General features: G+C 68.6%; 12 protein-coding genes. 7 read left to right on the top strand and 5 right to left on the bottom strand.

From position 1 onward, the window contains the following. The first annotated feature begins 76 nt into the window (after nucleotides 1-76). The 5 genes from Q4V64_RS29860 (at nucleotide 77) to cseC (ending at nucleotide 4,698) form a co-directional block, all read left to right on the top strand. Nucleotides 77-1,006: an A/G-specific adenine glycosylase gene (locus Q4V64_RS29860; RefSeq protein ID WP_124440175.1), complete on the top strand. Its 930-nt coding sequence runs from the start codon at nucleotides 77-79 to the stop codon at nucleotides 1,004-1,006. Nucleotides 1,007-1,242: 236 nt separating this feature from the next. Further along, complete coding sequence (locus Q4V64_RS29855; RefSeq protein ID WP_124440176.1) at nucleotides 1,243-1,782, top strand: SigE family RNA polymerase sigma factor; 540 nt, start codon at nucleotides 1,243-1,245, stop codon at nucleotides 1,780-1,782. Between the two features lie 134 nt (nucleotides 1,783-1,916). Then, nucleotides 1,917-2,516, top strand: coding sequence for a hypothetical protein (locus Q4V64_RS29850; RefSeq protein ID WP_124440177.1), 600 nt, complete (start codon nucleotides 1,917-1,919; stop codon nucleotides 2,514-2,516). Nucleotides 2,517-2,638: 122 nt separating this feature from the next. Then, the gene (gene cseB, locus Q4V64_RS29845) at nucleotides 2,639-3,346 is read left to right on the top strand and encodes a two-component system response regulator CseB (protein ID WP_124440178.1); all 708 of its coding nucleotides are present in this window, start codon (nucleotides 2,639-2,641) and stop codon (nucleotides 3,344-3,346) included. Nucleotides 3,347-3,363: 17 nt separating this feature from the next. Further along, nucleotides 3,364-4,698, top strand: a complete 1,335-nt coding sequence (gene cseC, locus Q4V64_RS29840) for a two-component system sensor histidine kinase CseC (RefSeq protein WP_124440179.1) — start codon at nucleotides 3,364-3,366, stop codon at nucleotides 4,696-4,698. 15 nt (nucleotides 4,699-4,713) lie between these two features. Here cseC and Q4V64_RS29835 read toward each other — a convergent pair whose 3' ends face one another. The 3 genes from Q4V64_RS29835 to Q4V64_RS29825 all read right to left on the bottom strand — a co-directional run bounded on the left by Q4V64_RS29835 (nucleotide 4,714) and on the right by Q4V64_RS29825 (nucleotide 7,381). Then, nucleotides 4,714-5,148 carry a VOC family protein gene (locus tag Q4V64_RS29835; protein ID WP_124440180.1) on the bottom strand — a complete coding sequence of 145 codons (435 nt, stop codon included), beginning with the start codon at nucleotides 5,146-5,148 and terminating at the stop codon, nucleotides 4,714-4,716. A gap of 103 nt (nucleotides 5,149-5,251) precedes the next feature. After that, nucleotides 5,252-5,671: a helix-turn-helix transcriptional regulator gene (locus Q4V64_RS29830; RefSeq protein ID WP_253266953.1), complete on the bottom strand. Its 420-nt coding sequence runs from the start codon at nucleotides 5,669-5,671 to the stop codon at nucleotides 5,252-5,254. A 117-nt stretch (nucleotides 5,672-5,788) separates the two neighbouring features. Next, on the bottom strand, nucleotides 5,789-7,381 hold the full coding sequence (locus Q4V64_RS29825) for an MDR family MFS transporter (protein WP_124440182.1): 1,593 nt from the start codon (nucleotides 7,379-7,381) through the stop codon (nucleotides 5,789-5,791). Nucleotides 7,382-7,515: 134 nt separating this feature from the next. Between Q4V64_RS29825 and Q4V64_RS29820 the strand changes: the two genes are divergently transcribed. Then, entirely contained in the window at nucleotides 7,516-8,112 is a 597-nt protein-coding gene (locus tag Q4V64_RS29820; protein WP_124440183.1) for a TetR/AcrR family transcriptional regulator, read from the top strand. Here the strand turns inward: Q4V64_RS29820 and Q4V64_RS29815 are convergent. Beyond that, nucleotides 8,109-8,819, bottom strand: a complete 711-nt coding sequence (locus tag Q4V64_RS29815) for a M23 family metallopeptidase (RefSeq protein ID WP_124440184.1) — start codon at nucleotides 8,817-8,819, stop codon at nucleotides 8,109-8,111. The genes Q4V64_RS29820 and Q4V64_RS29815 overlap by 4 nt on opposite strands. 452 nt (nucleotides 8,820-9,271) lie before the next feature. Here Q4V64_RS29815 and Q4V64_RS29810 point away from each other — a divergent pair, with 452 nt between their 5' ends. Continuing rightward, nucleotides 9,272-9,910, top strand: coding sequence for an HAD family acid phosphatase (locus tag Q4V64_RS29810; protein ID WP_124440185.1), 639 nt, complete (start codon nucleotides 9,272-9,274; stop codon nucleotides 9,908-9,910). A gap of 89 nt (nucleotides 9,911-9,999) precedes the next feature. On the opposite strand, the gene Q4V64_RS29805 is transcribed toward Q4V64_RS29810, so the two are convergent. Then, the gene (locus tag Q4V64_RS29805; protein WP_124440186.1) at nucleotides 10,000-12,525 is read right to left on the bottom strand and encodes an ATP-dependent Clp protease ATP-binding subunit; all 2,526 of its coding nucleotides are present in this window, start codon (nucleotides 12,523-12,525) and stop codon (nucleotides 10,000-10,002) included. Nucleotides 12,526-12,891 lie beyond the last annotated feature (366 nt).

Here is a 12,891-nt window from a genome sequence, read left to right as displayed (position 1 = left end):
CTGTCGATCGTCAGGTGGTGTGGCTCCGTGGCGGTACACCCCAGTTCCCGCCCTCGCATGGCAGGATCGGAAGGCCATGACTGCGCCCACGAAGCCCCCGTACAGCATCGACAGCCCTCTCGGCGACGCCCCCGGCGAGCCGCTGCACTCCCCTGTCATCTCCTGGTTCGACGAACACGCCCGTGACCTGCCCTGGCGGCGGCCGGAAGCCGGACCGTGGGGGGTGATGGTCAGTGAGTTCATGTTGCAGCAGACGCCGGTGAATCGCGTCCTGCCCGTCTACGAGCACTGGCTGGCCCGCTGGCCACGCCCCGCCGACCTGGCCCGGGAGGCCCCCGGCGAGGCCGTCCGCGCCTGGGGCCGGCTCGGCTATCCGCGCCGCGCCCTCAGGCTGCACGGCGCCGCCCTCGCCATAGCGGAACGGCACGGCGGCGACGTACCGACCGACCACGCCCAGCTGCTCGCGCTGCCCGGCATCGGGGAGTACACGGCCGCGGCCGTCGCCTCCTTCGCGTACGGGCAGCGGCACGCGGTGCTGGACACCAACGTCCGCCGGGTCTTCGCGCGGGCCGTCACCGGCGTGCAGTACCCGCCGAACGCGACCACCGCCGCCGAACGCAAGCTGGCCCGCGCGCTCTTGCCCGAGGACGAGCGGACCGCCGCCCGCTGGGCCGCCGCCTCCATGGAGCTGGGCGCGCTGGTGTGCACGGCCAAGAACGAGACGTGCCACCGCTGTCCGATCGCCGCGCAGTGCGCCTGGCGGCTCGCGGGCAAGCCGGAGCACGAGGGGCCGCCGCGCCGCGGCCAGACCTACGCCGGCACCGATCGCCAGGTACGCGGCAAACTGCTCGCCGTCCTGCGCGAGGCCCACCGGCCCGTCCCGCAGGCCACCCTGGACCAGGTGTGGCCCGAGCCGGTGCAGCGCGCCCGAGCACTGGACGGTCTCGTCGCGGACGGTCTGGTGGAGCCGCTGCCGGGTGGTTTGTATCGGCTGCCGTTGACATAGCTTCCGACCCGACCTCATGCCAAATCACCCCGTACCGGAGTGATTCGGTTCGCCCATTTACCCGTTTCCTCCTTCTGTTACACAACCGACGGACAGCCGAGTGCTAGCCGCGCGCTGCTTCGGACAGCCCCGTGACAACGCCTCCGTAACTTCATTCCCGTGCCCGGCAGACCGGGACGACGGAGAGACCGACGGCGAACAGGCCGATCGGCAACGGGGAGCAGGAGGCGGTCGACATGGCGCAGGGCGAGGTGCTCGAGTTCGAGGAGTACGTCCGCACCCGGCAGGACGCGCTGTTGCGCAGTGCCCGCCGGCTGGTACCGGACCCGGTCGACGCGCAGGACCTGCTGCAGACGGCGCTGGTACGGACGTACGGCCGCTGGGACGGCATAGCGGACAAGCGGCTCGCGGACGCCTACCTGCGCCGCGTGATGATCAACACCCGGACCGAGTGGTGGCGGGCGCGGAAGCTGGAGGAGGTGCCGACCGAGCAGTTGCCGGACGCCTCGGTCGACGACTCCACCGAACAGCACGCGGACCGCGCCCTGCTGATGGACATCATGACGGTGCTGGCTCCCAAGCAGCGCAGCGTCGTGGTGCTGCGACACTGGGAGCAGATGTCCACGGAGGAGACGGCCGCCGCCCTCGGCATGTCGGCCGGAACGGTCAAGAGCACGCTGCACCGGGCGCTCGCCCGGCTCCGCGAGGAGCTGGAGGCCCGCGATCTGGACGCACGCGCGCTGGAGCGTGAGGAGCGGGAGCGTTGCGCGGCCTAGGCACTGCGGCCGGTGGTACCGGTCGCGCCGGTGGCACCGGGCGCACGGGTGGGGACTCCGACGGATCCGGCGGATCTCACGGAAGCGAACCCCCGGGGCCCGGGCCGACACCGGCCCGAGGGACCTTTCAGGCGGTGATCACGGCGGTGGCCGTGCTCGCCGCCCTCGCCCTTTTCGTCTCCGCCTGCGGCACCGGCGGCACCGGTGCCCGGGACGAGGGGCCGGCCCGCTCCGACTCGGTCGCGGGCGTCGCCGCGTCACCCTCGCCCGCTCCCAGTAAGACCCTCGACACCGTCGACGCGGTCCGGATCATCAAGGACGATCCGCGGGTCTCCGCGGAGGTCAAGCGCGAGCTGAAACCGTGCGCCGCCGACCAGTACCCCGTCGACGTGTCGTACGGGGACCTGACCGGAGGATCCGCCGACGACGTCGTCGTCAATGTGCTGACCTGCGGGGACGCGGTCGGTATCGGCTCGTACGTGTATCGCGAGGAGGATGGTTCCTACCAGAATGTCTTCAAGGTCGAGGAGCCTCCGGCCTATGCGGAGATCGACCGCGGCTACCTCGTGGTGACCAAACAGGTGTACGAGAAGGGCGACCCGGTGTCGAGTCCGTCCGGCGAGGTGGTGAGCACCTACCTCTGGACCTCCGACCGGTTCACCAAGAAGTACAGCACGCGCACCGAGTACAGCCACGCCGTCGGGGGCGATCCCACGCCGGTGCCGGACAGCTGATCCGCCGGTGACCCGCCGGTGACCCGCCGATTCACGGCGGTGTGAACCGATCGGGCCGCCCGATCCGATCACTCATTGAGCAACGACCACCGAGCAACGACACGAGGACTGAGAGCAGCGGGATGGCAGACCAGACCCACGTCCTGTTCGTCGAGGACGACGACGTCATCCGCGAGGCGACCCAGCTCGCCCTGGAGCGGGACGGCTTCGCGGTCACCGCCATGCCCGACGGGCTGTCGGGCCTGGAGTCGTTCCGCGCGAACCGCCCCGACATCGCCCTGCTGGACGTCATGGTCCCCGGCCTCGACGGCGTCAGCCTGTGCCGGCGGATCCGGGACGAGTCGACCGTGCCGGTGATCATGCTGTCGGCGCGCGCCGACTCGATCGATGTCGTGCTGGGCCTGGAGGCGGGCGCCGACGACTACGTGACCAAGCCGTTCGACGGCGCGGTCCTGGTCGCCCGGATCCGCGCGGTGCTGCGCCGCTTCGGACACGCGAGCGGCGGCGACCGTACGGACGAGTCCGGCGCCCCGGGAGCCGGCGGCGGCCTGCTGACCTTCGGCGAACTGGAGATCGACACCGAGGGTATGGAGGTGCGCCGGGCGGGACAGCCGGTGGCGCTGACGCCGACCGAGATGCGGCTGCTGCTGGAGTTCTCCTCCGCGCCGGGCACGGTCCTGTCGCGGGACAAGCTGCTGGAGCGCGTGTGGGACTACGGCTGGGGCGGGGACACGCGCGTGGTCGACGTCCATGTGCAGCGGTTGCGTACCAAGATCGGCCAGGACCGGATCGAGACGGTCCGCGGCTTCGGCTACAAGCTCAAGGCCTGAGCAGGAGTGTCACAGGTATGAGGGGGAATCTTCGACGCCCGACCACCGAGAGTCTGGGCCTGCGTACGGGGCTGAGATGGAAGCTCAGCGCCGCCATCGCCCTGGTCGGCGCGCTGGTGGCGATCGCGCTCAGTCTCGTCGTGCACAACGCGGCCCGGGTCTCGATGCTGGACAACGCGCGCGACCTCGCCGACGAGCGCGTCCAGATCGCGCAGCGCAACTACGAACTCGCCGAGCGGCCGAACTTCCCCAACATCAAGATCGACGACCCTCAGCTGCCGGAGGAACTGCGCGCGAAGGTCGAGCAGGGGCGCCGGGCGACCTACGTCTCCGACCGGCCGAACGGCGTGGCGGACATCTGGGCCGCCGTACCGGTCAAGGGCGGGAAAGTACTGTCCCTGCACACGGGGTTCACCGACCGCAGCACGGACATCCTCAACGACCTCGACCAGGCCCTGGTGATCGGCTCCATCGCGGTCGTCCTCGGCGGCAGCGCGCTCGGCGTGCTCATCGGCGGCCAGCTCTCGCGCCGGCTGCGCAAGGCGGCGGCCGCGGCGAACCGGGTCGCCAAGGGCGAGCCGGACGTACGGGTGCGGGACGCCATCGGCGGGGTCGTGCGGGACGAGACCGACGACCTGGCGCGGGCGGTGGACGCGATGGCGGACACGTTGCAGCGGCGCCTGGAGGCGGAGCGCCGGGTCACCGCCGACATCGCGCACGAGCTGCGCACCCCGGTGACCGGGCTGTTGACGGCGGCCGAGCTGCTGCCGCCGGGCCGCCCTACGGAGCTGGTCCTGGACCGGGCGAAGGCCATGCGCACGCTGGTCGAGGACGTGTTGGAGGTGGCCCGTCTCGACGGCGCCTCCGAGCGGGCCGAGTTGCAGGACATCATGCTGGGCGAGTTCGTCAGCCGACGGGTGGCGGCGAAGGACCCCGACATCGAGGTGCGGGTGGTGCACGAGTCGGAGGTCACGACCGACCCGCGCCGACTGGAGCGCGTGCTGTTCAACCTGCTCGCCAACGCCGCCCGGCACGGCAAGCCGCCGATCCAGGTCAGCGTCGAGGGCCGGGTCATCCGGGTCCGCGACCACGGCCCCGGTTTCCCCGAGAACCTGCTCGCCGAAGGCCCGAGCCGCTTCCGCACGGGCAGCACCGACCGGGCCGGCCGCGGCCACGGCCTGGGCCTGACCATCGCGGCCGGGCAGGCCCGGGTGCTGGGCGCCCGGCTGACTTTCCGCAACGTACGGCCGGCCGGCGCGCCGGAGGACATACCCGCGGAGGGCGCGGTCGCCGTGCTGTGGCTGCCGGAGCACGCGCCGACGAACACGGGGAGCTATCCGATGCTGCCGTAGCTCTCGCGGGACCCGTCAGCCGAAGTCCTTCGAGAAGTCGAGTTCCTCGCTGCGCTGGGTCAGTGAGTACCAGTTGCCGTTGTCGTCGCGGAAGATCGCCTCGATGCCGTACGGCCGCTCCTGCGGCTCCTGGATGAACTCCACCCCGCGTGCCTTGAAGGTCGCGTAGTCACCGCGGCAGTCGTCGGTGCGGAACGCCCCGGCGCCGATGACGCCCTTGTTCACCAGCTTCTTCAGCGCCTCGGACGACTCGGGGTCCAGGCCGGGCCCGTCGAGGCTCATCAGCGCCAGCTCCACGTCCGGCTGCTCCTTGGCGCCGACGGTGGCCCAGCGCATGTCGCCCATCTCGACCTCGTTGCGCACCTCGAAGTCGAGCTTCTCGGTGAAGAAGGCCTTGGTCCGCTGCTGGTCGAAGGTCCATACGGTGGTGATGCCCAGGCCCTTGATCACGGCTCTGCTCTCCCGTCCGGGGTTGTCGGTTCCTGTTCGTCACCGTAGGCACGGTGGGCGGCGGGGTGCTTCTTCAATGTTGCGGTACTGGATTCGGTACTCGTCATTCGGTACTCGTCGCGGTTCTCGCGGTGGTTCTCCCGGTGGGGAAGCCGCCGGCCCACAGCATCGCGTAGCACCCGGGGATGAGTGAGGCGCCGCGGCCCACATGCTTGGCGCGGTACTCGCTCGGGGTCAGTCCGGTGCGCGCCTTGAAGCGGGCGGAGAAGGTGCCGAGGCTGCTGAAGCCGACCAGATGACAGATCTCGGTGACCGACAGATCGGCGCCCCGAAGCATCTCCTCGGCGCGCTCGATACGGCGGTGCGTGAGGTACTGGCCGGGCGTCTCGCCGTACGTCTCCCGGAAGGCCCGGACGAAGTGGTAGCGCGAGTAGCCCGCGTGCGCGGCCACCGCGTCCAGGTCGAGCTCCGGGTCGGCCCAGTCACGGTCCATGGCGTCCTTGGCCAGCCGCACCTGCCGCATCTTGTCCATGGGCCGATGGTGGCATGGGGGACTGACAACGCGGGGTCGGAGTGCGGGGCGGGCCTCCAAGGTGAAGGCCCCCGGCACAAACCCGCCGGAGGCCTCCCCACAGATCGGTCAGACCGCCTCGATCACCGGCGCCGGCGCCCCCGTACCGTCCGCCGAATCCTCGCCCGTCTTCTGCGGCTCCGCGCCCTTCAGCGGGACCTCCTTCACGAACACCGCCGCCACGAGCGCGACCACGGCCACGGCGGCCCCCAGCAGGAACGCCGAGTGCGTGCCGGCCGACACCGCGTGCTGGTACGCCTCGCGTGCCGCCGCCGGCAGCTTCGCCAGGCTCGCCGCGTCCAGCTGCGCGGACTGCTCGGTCACCTTCGAACCCAGCGCGCCGGCCCGTTCGGTCATGACGTCCTGGACGCGATGGTTGAACAGCGCGCCCATGATCGCGACGCCGAAGGAGGAACCGAGTGTACGGAAGAGGGTGGTGGACGAGGACGCGACGCCCATGTCCTTCATCTCCACGCTGTTCTGCGCGACCAGCATGGTGATCTGCATCAGGCAGCCCATGCCGAGACCGACGACGGCCATGTACACACCGGACGTCAGGCGCGAGGTGTCCGTGTCCATCAGCGACAGCAGGTACAGCCCGACGACCATCAGCACGCTGCCGACGACCGGGAAGACCTTGTATCTGCCGGTGTTCGTGGTCACCCGCCCCGCGATCATCGAGGTGACGAGCATGGCGCCGAGCATCGGCAGGAGCAGCAGCCCGGAGTTGGTCGCGGAGGCGCCCTGCACCGACTGCTGGTACAGCGGCAGGAAGAGGGTCGCGCCGAACATCACGAAGCCGGTGATGAAGCCGATGATCGACATGAGCGTGAAGTTGCGGCTGCGGAAGATGTGCAGCGGCACGACCGGCTCGGCGGCCTTCGTCTGCCAGAACACGAACCCGATGAGCGCGGCGACACCGATCCCGATGAGCTCCATGATCCGCGCGGAGGTCCAGGCGTACTCCGTGCCGCCCCAGGTGGTGACGAGCACGATGGCGGTGATGCCCACGGTCAGCAGCCCGGCGCCCAGGTAGTCGATCCGCGCCTGCGCCCGCTTCTTCGGCAGGTGCAGGACGACGCTGATCGCGGTGAGCGCCACGACGCCGAGCGGCAGGTTGATGTAGAAGGCCCAGCGCCAGCCCCAGTGGTCGGTGATGGTGCCGCCGACCAGCGGTCCGCCGATCATCGCGAGCGCCATGACGCCGGCCATCATGCCCTGGTACTTGCCGCGCTCTCGGGGCGGTATCAGGTCACCGATGATCGCCATGACGCCGACCATCAGACCGCCGGCGCCGAGCCCCTGGACGGCGCGGAAGCCGATGAGCTGCCCCATGTCCTGGGCCATGCCGCTCAGCGCGGACCCGATCAGGAAGAGCACGATCGAGCTCATGAAGACGCCCTTGCGCCCGTACATGTCGCCGAGCTTGCCCCACAGGGGCGTGGAGGCGGCGGTGGCCAGCGTGTAGGAGGTGACCACCCACGACAGGTGCTCGAGCCCGCCCAGCTCACCCACGATCGTCGGCATCGCGGTGCCCACGATCATGTTGTCGAGCATCGCGAGCATCATTGTGATCATCAGCGCGAGCAGGACGACCCGCACGCTCCTGGGTTGCTTTTCCGCCTCCGGGTCGACCGTGTCACCCGCCGCTGTGTCCGTCATTCTTCCCACTCCCCTGGGTCCCACCCTCGGCCGACTACTTACTTGTCGCCCGGCTAGTTGACTACACTCGGAAGGTAGGTGCGTAGCTAGCCGGGCGTCAAGTAAGTTTTTCGGAAAGCGCGAGGAGTACGAGGATGGGCGGCACCATGGACGGCACCAAGCAGCGGCGCCGCGGGAACACCCGCCAGCGCATCCAGGACGTGGCGCTCGAACTCTTCGCCGAGCAGGGCTACGAGAAGACCTCCCTGCGGGAGATCGCCGAGCGTCTGGAGGTCACGAAGGCGGCGCTCTACTACCACTTCAAGACCAAGGAAGAGATCATCGTCAGCCTCTTCGAGGACCTGACGAAACCGATCGAGGACCTGATCGAGTGGGGTAGGCAGCAGCCGCAGACCCTCGAGACGAAGCAGGAGATCGTACGCCGCTACGGCCAGGCCCTGACCGACGCGGCACCCCTGTTCCGCTTCATGCAGGAGAACCAGGCGACGGTACGGGAACTGAGCATCGGCGAGATGTTCAAGAACCGCATGCTCTCCATGCGCGACATCATCGTCGACCCGGACGCGGACCTGGTCGACCAGGTCCGCTGCATCAGCGCTCTGTTCACGATGCACGCCGGGATGCACGTCCTCAAGGACCTCGAGGGCGACCCCGAGGAAAAGCGCAAGGCGATCCTCGAGGTCGCGATCGACCTGGTGACGCAGGCGCACCGCGGCGGCCAGGCTCCTTAGACCGTCACGCCCTTGGAGCGCAGGAAGGCGACCGGGTCGATGGCCGACCCGTAGCTCGCCTTCGTACGGATCTCGAAGTGCAGGTGCGGGCCGCTGGAGTTGCCGGTGTTGCCGGACAGGGCTATGCGCTGACCGGTCTTGACGATCTGGCCGGCCTTCACGTCGATCCGGGACAGGTGGGCGTACTGGGAGTAGGTCCCGTTGCCGTGCTTGATGACGACGGCGTTGCCGTACGCGGGCCCGTCACCGGCGCCGTTGCCGCCCGCCTTGACGACGGTTCCACCGTGCGCGGCCACGACCTTGGTACCGCTCGCCACGGCGAAGTCCTGCCCGCTGTGGGTGGACTGCCACATACCGCCGGCCTGGGCGAAGCTGGCGGACAGCTTGTACTTCTGCACCGGGTCGACCCAGGAGGGCGTCTTCTTCGCGGCGGCCTTCTTCACTGCCGCGGCCTTGGCCTTCGCGCCGGCGGCAGCCTTGGCGGCCTTGGCCTGCGCGGCCTTCGCCTCGGTGGCCTTCACGGCCTTGGCCTGCGCGGCGGCCTGAGCCTGGACGGCAGTGGCGGTGCTTGCGGCCGCGTTCGTATCGGCGGCGGCCGCGACCCCGGCCCCCAGCACGACCGAGGCTCCCAGGCCGCCGACGAGCACGGCGGCGCGAGTGCGGAGCAGGGACGTACGGGAAGAACGGGACAGGGAACGCGATGACATCGAAAACCTCATGGGGACGGCGACAGGGAAAACCACCCGACGCGTTGGTCATTCGCCGGATGGCCATCCCTTGGTAACCCGGGGCGCCACAAACCCCCAAAAACGTGATCTACGACGAAAGCTAGTACTTCTCCCTAAAAACCCTTACTTCTTGACAGACCAGCCATCAGGCAGAAATACACCCAATACGGCGGAACCTGCCCGGAGATTCCGACCCGAAAGCCCCTTTTACCCGCTTCCCCGTTTCCACTATTCCCCCTAGTAACGGACAAATCGCCTGTGCGGCATGTCACCGGCCGGGGGATCTTCGATCTTCAAGTTGTACTCGCCATGTGAGCTACGTCTCTGGCCACTTACCGTCCAGTAACCCTACGGTTCCCCTCGCGCCACCATCTCCGACGAGCATGCACTCGACAACTGCAGCGTTTACGGACGTGAGAGGAACCCCCCACATGAGCAGACGACGCCTCTGGGCGCGCCGCGCAGCCGTCACCGCCGTCTCCGCGGCCGCCCTCGTGGCGCTGGCCGTCCCCGCCGAGGCCGCGACGACGACCATGAGCACCTCCACGACCGCCACGGCCGCCGCCGCAGCCGAGGACGTCGACTACGCGACCTGGCAGAAGGACTGCCAGGCCCTGATGGACCAGGCCCTGCCCTATCTGAAGCAGCGGATCGCGAACACGAAGCCGGGCGAGAAGCAGGCGATCGTCTTCGACATCGACAACACCACCCTGGAGACCGATTTCGGCTTCAGCTATCCGCAGCCGGCCAACGCGCCGGTCCTGGAGGTCGCCGAGTACGCCCAGGAACACGGCGTCTCGCTCTTCTTCGTGACGGCCCGTCCGGGGATCATCCACTCGGTGACCGACTACAACCTCAAGCACGTCGGTTACGAGGTCTCCGGGCTCTACGTGCGCAGCTTCGCCGACCTCTTCAAGAACGTCGCGGAGTACAAGACCGCTCAGCGCGTCGACATCGAGTCGAAGGGCTACACGATCATCGCGAACATCGGCAACAGCGCCACCGACCTGTCGGGCGGCCACGCCGAGAGGACGTACAAACTGCCGGACTACGACGGTCAGTTGTCGTAGGTCGCAGGCATGCGGAAGTAAGCCGCGCGCATGCCGAAGGGGCCGGTGCTCGAAAGCACCGGCCCCTTCTGGCGTTGTTGCCCGGAGGCTTACGCCTCCTTGCTCAGGTTGGGCCCAGCCCCACCGGCCGCCTGCTCGATCGGCGGGACGTCCGGCAGCGCCGACTTCTCCTCACCTCGGAAGGTGAAGGTCTTGGCCTCGCCTTCGCCCTCGGTGTCCACGACCACGATGTGGCCGGGACGCAGCTCGCCGAAGAGGATCTTCTCCGAGAGCGAGTCCTCGATCTCGCGCTGGATGGTGCGACGCAGCGGACGCGCACCCAGCACCGGGTCGTAACCCTTCTTGGACAGCAGCTCCTTGGCGGACTGGGAGAGCTCGATGCCCATGTCCCGGTCCTTCAGGCGCTCGTCCACCTTGCCGACCATCAGGTCCACGATCCGGAGGATGTCGTCCTGAGTCAGCTGCGGGAAGACGACCACGTCGTCGACGCGGTTGAGGAACTCGGGGCGGAAGTGCTGCTTGAGCTCGTCCGACACCTTGTTCTTCATGCGCTCGTAGTTGGACTTGGTGTCACCCGCGGCGGCGAAGCCGAGGTTGAAGCCCTTGGAGATGTCCCGGGTGCCGAGGTTGGTCGTCATGATGATGACCGTGTTCTTGAAGTCCACGACCCGGCCCTGGGAGTCGGTCAGGCGACCGTCCTCCAGGATCTGCAGCAGCGAGTTGAAGATGTCCGGGTGGGCCTTCTCGACCTCGTCGAAGAGGACGACGGAGAACGGCTTGCGGCGGACCTTCTCGGTCAGCTGGCCGCCCTCTTCGTAACCCACGTATCCGGGCGGGGAACCGAAGAGACGCGACACCGTGTGCTTCTCGCTGAACTCCGACATGTCGAGGGAGATCAGCGCGTCCTCGTCGCCGAAGAGGAACTCGGCGAGCGCCTTGGACAGCTCGGTCTTACCGACACCGGACGGGCCGGCGAAGATGAACGAACCACCGGGACGCTTCGGGTCCTTCAGACCCGCACGCGTACGACGGATCGCCTTCGACAGCGCCTTGACGGCGTCGACCTGGCCGATGACCCGCTTGTGGAGCTCGTCCTCCATGCGCAGCAGACGCGAGGACTCCTCCTCGGTCAGCTTGAAGACCGGGATGCCGGTGGCCGTGGCGAGGACCTCGGCGATCAGCTCGCCGTCGACCTCGGCGACGACGTCCATGTCGCCGGCCTTCCACTCCTTCTCCCGCTTGGCCTTGGCGGCCAGGAGCTGCTTCTCCTTGTCGCGCAGGGAGGCGGCCTTCTCGAAGTCCTGCGAGTCGATCGCGGACTCCTTGTCGCGGCGGACGCCGGCGATCTTCTCGTCGAACTCGCGCAGGTCCGGCGGCGCGGTCATCCGGCGGATGCGCATCCGGGAACCGGCCTCGTCGATCAGGTCGATCGCCTTGTCCGGCAGGAAGCGGTCCGAGATGTACCGGTCGGCCAGGGTGGCGGCCTGGACCAGCGCCTCGTCCGTGATGGAGACGCGGTGGTGAGCCTCGTACCGGTCACGCAGACCCTTGAGGATCTCGATCGTGTGCGGCAGGGACGGCTCCGCGACCTGGATGGGCTGGAAGCGGCGCTCGAGGGCCGCGTCCTTCTCCAGGTGCTTGCGGTACTCGTCCAGCGTGGTCGCACCGATGGTCTGCAGCTCGCCGCGGGCCAGCATCGGCTTCAGGATGGAAGCCGCGTCGATGGCGCCCTCGGCGGCACCCGCACCGACCAGCGTGTGCAGCTCGTCGATGAACAGGATGATGTCGCCGCGGGTGCGGATCTCCTTGAGCACCTTCTTCAGGCGCTCCTCGAAGTCACCGCGGTAGCGGGAGCCGGCGACCAGCGCGCCGAGGTCCAGGGTGTAGAGGTGCTTGTCCTTGAGGGTCTCGGGCACCTCGCCCTTGACGATGGCCTGGGCGAGACCCTCCACGACGGCGGTCTTGCCGACGCCGGGCTCACCGATCAGGACCGGGTTGTTCTTCGTACGGCGGGACAGCACCTGCATGACCCGCTCGATCTCCTTCTCGCGCCCGATGACCGGGTCGAGCTTGGACTCACGAGCGGCCTGGGTGAGGTTCCGGCCGAACTGGTCGAGGACCAGGGACGTCGAGGGGGTGCCCTCGGCAGGCCCGCCGGCGGTGGCGGTCTCCTTGCCCTGGTAACCGGAGAGCAGCTGGATGACCTGCTGCCGCACCCGGTTGAGATCTGCGCCCAGCTTGACCAGGACCTGGGCGGCGACGCCCTCGCCCTCACGGATCAGGCCGAGCAGGATGTGCTCCGTGCCGATGTAGTTGTGGCCCAGCTGAAGGGCCTCCCGGAGCGACAGCTCCAGGACCTTCTTGGCACGGGGGGTGAAGGGGATGTGCCCGGACGGGGCCTGCTGGCCCTGGCCGATGATCTCCTCCACCTGCTGGCGGACCGCCTCGAGCGAAATCCCGAGGCTCTCAAGGGCCTTGGCGGCGACACCCTCACCCTCGTGGATCAGGCCCAGGAGGATGTGCTCGGTGCCGATGTAGTTGTGGTTGAGCATCCGGGCTTCTTCCTGAGCCAGGACGACAACCCGCCGCGCGCGGTCGGTGAACCTCTCGAACATCGTTAATCGCTCCTCAGAGCGGTCAGGCAGTGGGGGGAACTTCCCCTCCCTGTCCTTCCGCAGCTTAGTCCCGCAAGCGGGGACCGCTCATTCCTACTGCCGACACCGTCGATGGCCTCCTGACCCCGCTAACGCCGACATCTGCTCCAACCTGATGGTGCGAGACGATGTTCCCGCAGGCCAGGTGGTTACTCTCACCATCAGTACGCCCATGGCGAACGTGAGACGCCCTTTTCTGCGTGTCGCCCCCTCCCACTAGGGATGTCTTACCCGCTCGGACCGACAGTCCATGCCGCGCGCACCGGTTCGCTCCGCTATGGGCGAACAACCTCGCGCTTCCCCACACCCCCGCACGCCCCCTCTTTC

This window comes from Streptomyces sp. NL15-2K, from assembly GCF_030551255.1.
Lineage (GTDB): Bacteria > Actinomycetota > Actinomycetes > Streptomycetales > Streptomycetaceae > Streptomyces.
Note: the sequence above shows the minus strand (reverse complement) of the source record. Positions and strands in the feature narration are given on the sequence as shown.